General features: G+C 69.2%; 7 protein-coding genes. All 7 read right to left on the minus strand.

Going from position 1 to position 5041, the window contains the following annotated elements; translation table 11 throughout:
• Positions 1-15: 15 nt before the first annotated feature.
• On the minus strand, positions 16-597 hold the full coding sequence (tadA, locus tag AC1D12_RS24375) for a tRNA adenosine(34) deaminase TadA (protein WP_477843409.1): 582 nt from the start codon (positions 595-597) through the stop codon (positions 16-18).
• Positions 598-659: 62 nt separating this feature from the next.
• Entirely contained in the window at positions 660-917 is a 258-nt protein-coding gene (locus tag AC1D12_RS24380; RefSeq protein ID WP_477829015.1) for a hypothetical protein, read from the minus strand.
• Between the two features lie 57 nt (positions 918-974).
• On the minus strand, positions 975-1607 hold the full coding sequence (locus AC1D12_RS24385) for a 2'-5' RNA ligase family protein (RefSeq protein ID WP_477843404.1): 633 nt from the start codon (positions 1605-1607) through the stop codon (positions 975-977).
• Positions 1608-2051: a TA system VapC family ribonuclease toxin gene (locus AC1D12_RS24390; RefSeq protein ID WP_477829017.1), complete on the minus strand. Its 444-nt coding sequence runs from the start codon at positions 2049-2051 to the stop codon at positions 1608-1610.
• On the minus strand, positions 2041-2286 hold the full coding sequence (locus tag AC1D12_RS24395) for a DUF6364 family protein (RefSeq protein ID WP_477829018.1): 246 nt from the start codon (positions 2284-2286) through the stop codon (positions 2041-2043). Before AC1D12_RS24395 ends, AC1D12_RS24390 begins: the two co-directional genes overlap by 11 nt.
• Before the next feature lie 34 nt (positions 2287-2320).
• Complete coding sequence (gene mddA / locus AC1D12_RS24400; protein ID WP_465112627.1) at positions 2321-3070, minus strand: methanethiol S-methyltransferase; 750 nt, start codon at positions 3068-3070, stop codon at positions 2321-2323.
• A 34-nt stretch (positions 3071-3104) separates the two neighbouring features.
• Positions 3105-5041, minus strand: a 1937-nt coding sequence (locus tag AC1D12_RS24405; RefSeq protein WP_477843407.1) for an alpha/beta fold hydrolase, incomplete at its 5' end; no start/stop codon positions are given.

Genomic DNA, 5041 nt, shown 5'->3' on the forward strand with positions numbered 1-5041 from the left:
CGGCCTGCCGGCTCATCATCGTGATGGTGATGATGGTGCGAATGGAGGTGTGAAGGATGGTGGGGTTGCGGGCTCAATCTCGAGTACCTCTCCGGTGGGGATGCCGGACGGCTCGTCAGCCGGCTCGGGGGATGGGGATGGCGCGCCGGCGCGGCGCTGGCGGTACAGCTCGCGGCGTTCGGCGAAGAACTCGCGCAKCACGCCGCCGCATTCGTCGGCGAGCACGCCGCCGGCGATCTGCGTGTGGTGGTTCAGCTTCGACTCTCCGAACAGGTCGATCACCGAGCCGGCGGCGCCGGTCTTCGGGTCGCGGGCACCGAACACGACGCGCTTGAAGCGCGCGTGCATCAGCGCCATCGCGCACATCGCGCAGGGCTCGAGCGTCACGTAGAGCTCGCACTCGGGCAGCCGGTAGTTCGCGAGCAGCGTGGCCGCATGGCGCAGCGCGACGATCTCGGCATGCGCGGTCGGGTCGTGCTCGGTGATCGGGCGGTTGTAGCCGGTGGCGATCACCTGGCCGGCGCGCATGATGACGGCGCCCACCGGCACCTCGCCGACCAGCCACGCGTTGCGGGCCTGGTCGAGCGCGATGCRCATCGCGTGTTCGTCGGCGGCCGAAGCCGCCTGGGGTGCGGCACCGGCGGCGTCAGGGGCCGGAATCACTTGGGGGAGTCGTCCTGGCGGGCGGTGCCCTGCGCGCCCTGCTCGAGGGCCTTGACGACGTCGTTGCGCACCTTCTCCTGCAGCTGCTGCGACTGCTCGCGCACCGTGCCGCTGGCGGCGCCGGTGCCCTGCGACACACTGCCGTCGGTGGCCACCACCGGCACCTTGCCGACGGCCTTCAGCTGCTTGTTGATGACGATGCCGATGATCGCCAACGCGATCAGCAGCGACACGAATCCGAAAGTGGCTTTCATAGGAGGTCCCCGCCCGACGCCAGTTCGGGGCGGTCGGCATCGTACCTCACGGCGCGATCACGACAGCGGCCAGGCGCCCAGGGTCTCGTGGCGGCCCTGGCCGACGTGGCTGCGCACCAGCGCGAACCCGGCGGCGTGCCAGCCGATCGGCTCGATCGCGTGCTCGGTGATGCTGTGCCGGCGGTCGTACAGCAGCGTCAGGTGCGGCGTGGCGCTGCGCGAGGCCTGCGATTCGGTGTCGCCCATCGCCAGGTTCAGCCGGCGGCGGAATGCAGCGAGCGCGGGCAGGTTGTCGCTGCTGCGCAGCACGAAGGCGCCGCTGCCGGGGAAACTCAGCGCGCGGTCGAAGGCCACGCCGAAGCCCTCGTGCACGAGACCCGCGGCGGCCCGCATCGCCGACTCGACGTTGGCCTCGTCGTCGACCATCGCGCGCAGCGTGACGTGCAGGCGCTCGATCGAGAGCAGCTTGCCGGCGAGGCCATGCTCGCCGCGCAGCCGGGTTGCCAGCTCGATGATGCGTTCGGCCGTCTCGGGCGTGGGCCGCAGCGCGAAGAAAAGACCCAGGTGCTGTGCGGCCTGCGGAACGCGGCCCGCCTGAACGGGCGGCGGCGGTGGCGGTGGTGGCAGTTCGTCGAACCCAGGCAAGCCGAACTGTTCCGGCTCGGACTGGGCCTCCTTCTTCGTTCGCATCTATCGAGCACCAGCCTCAAGCAACGTGAAATGGGTGCGGCCGATCAGCTTCCTGAAGTCACGATCAAAACTCACGAGGTGTTCTCCAATGTGAACAACAGCCGCAGCCAGCCAGGCGTCCGGCAGAAGATTGCCGCTGAGCTGCTTGTCCAGGCACAGCTGGCGCAGACGAGGCCACTCCGCGCCCTGCTCCGCCAGTTGAACACCCGGCACGGCGAGCAGCGCATCGACGAAGCCGACCGCCTGCTCAATCGGCGTCGGGGCCTGGAAAATCCTGGGGCTGGTCACCAGTCGCAAGAAACTGGCCACGACCATCGGCATCACGGTCAGGGTTGCTCCTGACGAAACCGCGACGACGGCCTCTTCGAGCCACGGTCGGGCAACCGCATGATGGGGATGGTCGCTGCGAAATGCCGCGACCAACACATTCACGTCAGGCGTCATCGCCCAACGCCTCCAGCAGCGACCTGTTGCTGAGCGGATCGACCCCCGCCACCAGCCCACCGCGCCCCTTGAACACCGGCAGACGCGACTTGCCTCGCGGCACCGTCGCCTGCTGAGCTCTCAACCTCAGTTGCAGGCCTTCCTCGATCAGGCGCGTCAGCGTGGTTCGTTGCCGGGCAGCAAGCGCCTTGGCCGTGGCCAGCAGTTCATCGTTGATGTCGAGGGTCGTCTTCATCCAAAGATGATACAGATTTCTGTATCGGCCCGCGCTAGTGCTCCGCCGCATCCCTCCCGCTTCCCTTGCGCGGCCACGGCAGCAGCATCCCCACCTGCTCCCGGTAGACGCGGTAGCGGTCGCCGAACTGCGCGACCAGGTCGCGCTCCTCGAACCAGATGCCGATCAGGATGTAGCCCGTCGTGGCGACCGCGAACAACAGGTGGCCGGCCGTCATCACCGGCGTGGCCCAGAAGCCCAGCAGGAAGCCAAGGTAGATCGGGTGGCGCACATGCCGGTAGAACAGCGGCGTCCGGAAGACCGGCGCCGGAATCTCGTGCCCCCGCCAGCCCGCCAGCACCTGGCGCAAACCGAACAGCTCGAAGTGGTTGATCAGGCAGGTGCTGATCAGCAGCATCGCCCAGCCGAGCCAGAACACCGCCTGCAGCGCGAAGCGCCCGGCAGGGTCGGCGACCGACCACACCACCGGCTGCGCGATCGGCCGCCACTGCCACAGCAGCAGCGCCAGCACCACCGTCGCCGCGAGCACGAAGCTGCTGCGCTCGACCGGCTCCGGCACGATGCGCGTCCACCAGCGCTTGAAGCCGCGGCGCGCCATCACGCTGTGCTGCACCGCGAACAGGCCGAGCAGCAGCAGGTTGACGACCAAGGCCTCGGCCAGCGGCACCGCGCTGCCGCTGTCGATGTCCTTCGGCACGGCCACGCCGCCGACGAAGCCGATCGCATAGGTGAAGGTCGCCAGAAAGAACACGTAGACGGCAACGCCGTAGAGAACCCCGAACATGGTTGAACCCCCCATGAAGTGCCGGCAGACGCGCTCAGCGCGCCCACCAGCGGTTGTCGAGCACCTGCGCAATGCGCAGCGCCGCACGCGCTGCGCCATCCATCTCCACCGGCCGGTAGCGCACCGGCTCGTGCATCGCGGCCAACGCCCGCTCGGCCAGCGTGTCGGGGTCGAGCGTCGCGTAGTCGAGCGATCGATCGGCCCCGTAGTTGGCGAGCCGGCAGCGCACATGCACGCACTGCTCGAAGTGGCGCTGCAGCGGAAAGCTCAGGAACGGTCGGCGCGTCGCCACCAGTTCCATGCACGTCGACAGCCCACCCTGCACCAGCGCCAGGTCGCAGCACGCGAGGTGCTCGTACAGCTTGTGCACGTAAGGCCGGATCTCCAGCCCGTCGAGCTGCGGGAAATCGTCGGTGGGCAGGCGGGGGCCGGCCACGACGATCAGCCTCAGCTCCGGCAGCTCGCGCTTCATGCGGGGGAACGCCTGCACGATGCGCCGCAGCAGCGGCCGGCCGACGGCGGTGCCGCCGACGGTGGCGATCGCGATCTTCTCGCCGCGGCGATAGCCGTGCCGGGCCCGCAACTGCTCGGTGTCGGCCAGCGCCGCCGGATCGAAGGGCAGCGCATAGCCGCAGTAGCTGAAGTTGCGGTCGGTCCAGTCGCGGATGCCGGGCAGGCCCGGGCCGAAGGAGGCCTCGGTGACGTCGTCGCGGTTGCCGACGAACAGCGCCGCATCGCGGATGCCGGGGTAGCGTGCGACATGCTCCAGGTCGTCGGCATTGCGGTCGGCGCACAGCAGGGCCTCGCGCTCGTTGCCAGGCTCCATCGGCAGGCAGCCGACGAAGTCGGTCAGGAAGACGAAAGGCTGGCGCTTCAGTTCCGGGTTCTCGTGGTAGTGGTAGTCGACCTCCCAGGCCTCGTCGCCGACCACGATGTCGTAGTGCTCGGCCTCCACCAGGTCGATGAAGGTCATGAAGTTGCGCGTCATGATCTCGTCCATCGTGCGCAGCGCGAAGAAGGCCGACAGATCGTGCTCGCCGGCCTGCTGCTCGAAATGCCGGCTCTCGTTGGCCAGGCGCTGCGTGACGGGATGCAGCCGCTCGCCCTCCTGCGCCAGGTAGCGGGCGGCCGGGTCGACGGTGAACCAGTCGATGTCGAGATCGGGTTGCAACGTGCGCAGCGAACGCGCGATCGCCAGGTCGCGCTGCACATGACCGAGGCCGATCGCGCTGGAGATGAAGAGCGCCCGGCGCCGGCGCTTCATCGCGCGCACCCAGGTCGCGCTGCGCGGCGCGCCACCGATGAAGTCGCGCACGCTGCGGTTGAAGAGCACCGGGTCGCGCACCGCCGTGACATGCCCGCCGCCCTGGACGGTCAGCAGGCGCGAGCCCGGCACCAGCGCATGGATCGCCTTGCCCTGCGCATACATCACGCGGTGGTCGTCGTCGCCGTGGATCACCAGCGTCGGGCAGGCCACGCGGCGCGCCAGCGCCCGCACGTCGTTGCCCTTCCAGGCCTTGCGCACCATGTTGATGATGTCGCCGCTGGTGGCCCGGGCGTAGCCGACGCCGTCGTCGAAGGGCTTGCTGGAATGCGGCTCGCTGAAGAGGCTGGCCATGAACGCATCGATGTAGCCCGGCCAGTCGTCGCGTGTCTGGTCGGCCTCGGCCTGCACCCGGCGCGCGATCGCATCGGTGTCGACCAGCGACTCGGCAAAACCGCCGGCGATCACGAGGTGGCTGACGCGCTGCGGCTGCTCGGCCGCGACCCGCAGCACCGTCATCGCCGCGCACGAGATGCCGACCAGCGCGGCGCGCTCGGTACCGGCCGTGGCGTCGAGCACGGCGACGAAATCGTCGTGGAAGATGTCGAAGCTGTAGGCGTCCTGGGTGGCGGGCCGGTCCGAGCGGCCGTTGCCGCGCCCGTCCATCGTGACGACCCGGAAGTGCTGCGACAGGTACGGCACCGTGG

The sequence above is a fragment of the Rhizobacter sp. P1_G5 genome, assembly GCF_056405435.1.

Excerpts from the sequence above, each read along its gene's own strand:
- AC1D12_RS24380 (WP_477829015.1), bottom strand. The coding sequence starts at position 917 with ATGAAAGCCACTTTCGGATTCGTGTCGCTGCTGATCGCGTTGGCGATC.
- AC1D12_RS24385 (WP_477843404.1), bottom strand. The coding sequence starts at position 1,607 with ATGCGAACGAAGAAGGAGGCCCAGTCCGAGCCGGAACAGTTCGGCTTG.
- AC1D12_RS24390 (WP_477829017.1), bottom strand. The coding sequence starts at position 2,051 with ATGACGCCTGACGTGAATGTGTTGGTCGCGGCATTTCGCAGCGACCAT.
- AC1D12_RS24395 (WP_477829018.1), bottom strand. The coding sequence starts at position 2,286 with ATGAAGACGACCCTCGACATCAACGATGAACTGCTGGCCACGGCCAAG.
- mddA (WP_465112627.1), bottom strand. The coding sequence starts at position 3,070 with ATGTTCGGGGTTCTCTACGGCGTTGCCGTCTACGTGTTCTTTCTGGCG.